The organism is Granulicatella balaenopterae (genome assembly GCF_900111135.1).
Taxonomy (GTDB): domain Bacteria; phylum Bacillota; class Bacilli; order Lactobacillales; family Aerococcaceae; genus Granulicatella; species Granulicatella balaenopterae.
In genome coordinates this window covers 1-1,677 of sequence record NZ_FOGF01000077.1, presented here as the reverse complement: position 1 = coordinate 1,677, position 1,677 = coordinate 1, and the positions used below count along the sequence as shown (strand labels likewise).

General features: G+C 33.3%; 1 protein-coding gene. It reads right to left on the bottom strand.

Annotated elements, in window-relative coordinates; genetic code table 11:
* Positions 1–72: 72 nt before the first annotated feature.
* Complete coding sequence (gene ltrA / locus BMX09_RS09785) at positions 73–1,260, bottom strand: group II intron reverse transcriptase/maturase (RefSeq protein WP_089748096.1); 1,188 nt, start codon at positions 1,258–1,260, stop codon at positions 73–75.
* Positions 1,261–1,677: the final 417 nt, after the last annotated feature.

The following is a 1,677-nucleotide window of genomic DNA, read 5'->3' as shown; positions in this document are numbered from 1 at the left end:
TGCTGGTCGATTCTTTATTTTTGTTTCTAAGAGCTCTGGTGATAAAATATAGTTAATAATATTCATACCACATTATTTGTATAAAACTAGTCTAGTGTTAGCTATTTTAAAGATATCTTCATGTTGAAACCCATTCCTATATTTTTTATTAATATAGGCTAGATTCCTATAAATCGTTCGTTGTCTTTTCCATTGTTTTATGATAATGACTCTTATTTTATGTCTTAACCACTGACCGAACTCTCTCATGAATTTACTCATCATTCCAATTCGGTAATAATTTATCCACCCTTTAACTATCTGATTTACTCTAAGAAAGGTAGCTGCTAGCGGTCGTGCTGTAGCTTTTCCTCTTTCAAGATAATCTCGAATGACCTTGTATAACTTAGCTTTCTTTTCACTTTGTGGTTTAACTTTCCACTGTTTTCCGTTTTTAAGGAATGTAAATCCTAAGTATTTACTTCTGGTTGGTTTAACTACTTTAGACTTATCTGCATTAACTTTTAGAAATAGTTTCTTTTCTATCCATTTACTTATCGATTCAATAACTCTATTTGCTGCTTTTTCACTTCTAACAAATATCATTACATCATCTGCATATCTAACGAATCGTAATCCTCTTTTCTCCAATTCTTTATCTAATTTATCTAAATAGATATTAGATAGAACCACCGAAAGTGGTCCTCCTTGAGGTACTCCATTCTTCGTAGCTTTGACTATACCTTTTTCCATTACTCCGGCTTTTAAATACTTTCGTATTAAGTTTAATACTTTACTCTCGTTAATTTCTTCCCTAAGTATTTGAATTAATTTATCGTGATTAACTTTATCAAAGAACTTTTCTATGTCTATATCGATTACCCATTCATATCCTGAGTTCAAATACTCTAGAGCTTGTTTTATTGCATCATGACAGCTTCGGTTCGGTCTAAAACCATAACTATAGTCACTAAATATCCCTTCATAAATTTCAGATATAGGTTGTGCTATTGCTTGTTGAATGACACGGTCCAGTGCAGTCGGTATTCCTAGCGGACGTTTCTTTCCATTTGCTTTAGGAATATAGACTCTTCTAACTGGTTTAGGTACATATGTCTTATTCCTTAGAGAATTTATAATATATTCCCTATTTTCTTTAATATATTCTCCTAATTCTTCCGTTGATATTTTATCTACTCCGCTAGCACCTTTATTTTCTTTAACTTTAAGGTAAGCTCTGTTCATATTATTCTTTGATAATATTACTTCCATTAATTCCATCGTTGTTACTCCTCATTCCATTATAAGATTATTATGTATTATCCCACTCAATATAAATAAGTATCCTTGGTTACGTTCCTACTTTCCTTATTCATCGGCTTTCTGATTTCCATAACATTTTAAGTATGGCGATTCATACTATAAATCGTTTCAGTCCTTCGGTTTCTACACCTACTATGACCTCATCTGACTCCCTCCCTAAACCTTTTTCGACCATGTCCTATAAGGACATGTGGGTAGGTCCTCCCAAGGTAAGACACTAATCTTTCGTTCCACAACCTCTTGATTTACAACTTCGGTATACGTTTACCATTAGGACTTTGGTTTGTTCGGCAACCTTATCCACCTAATCGCCTTATCAAGTTTCTGTTCGTAGGCTCAAGAACTTTGCTACACCACTTCCTTCATCTATACCAT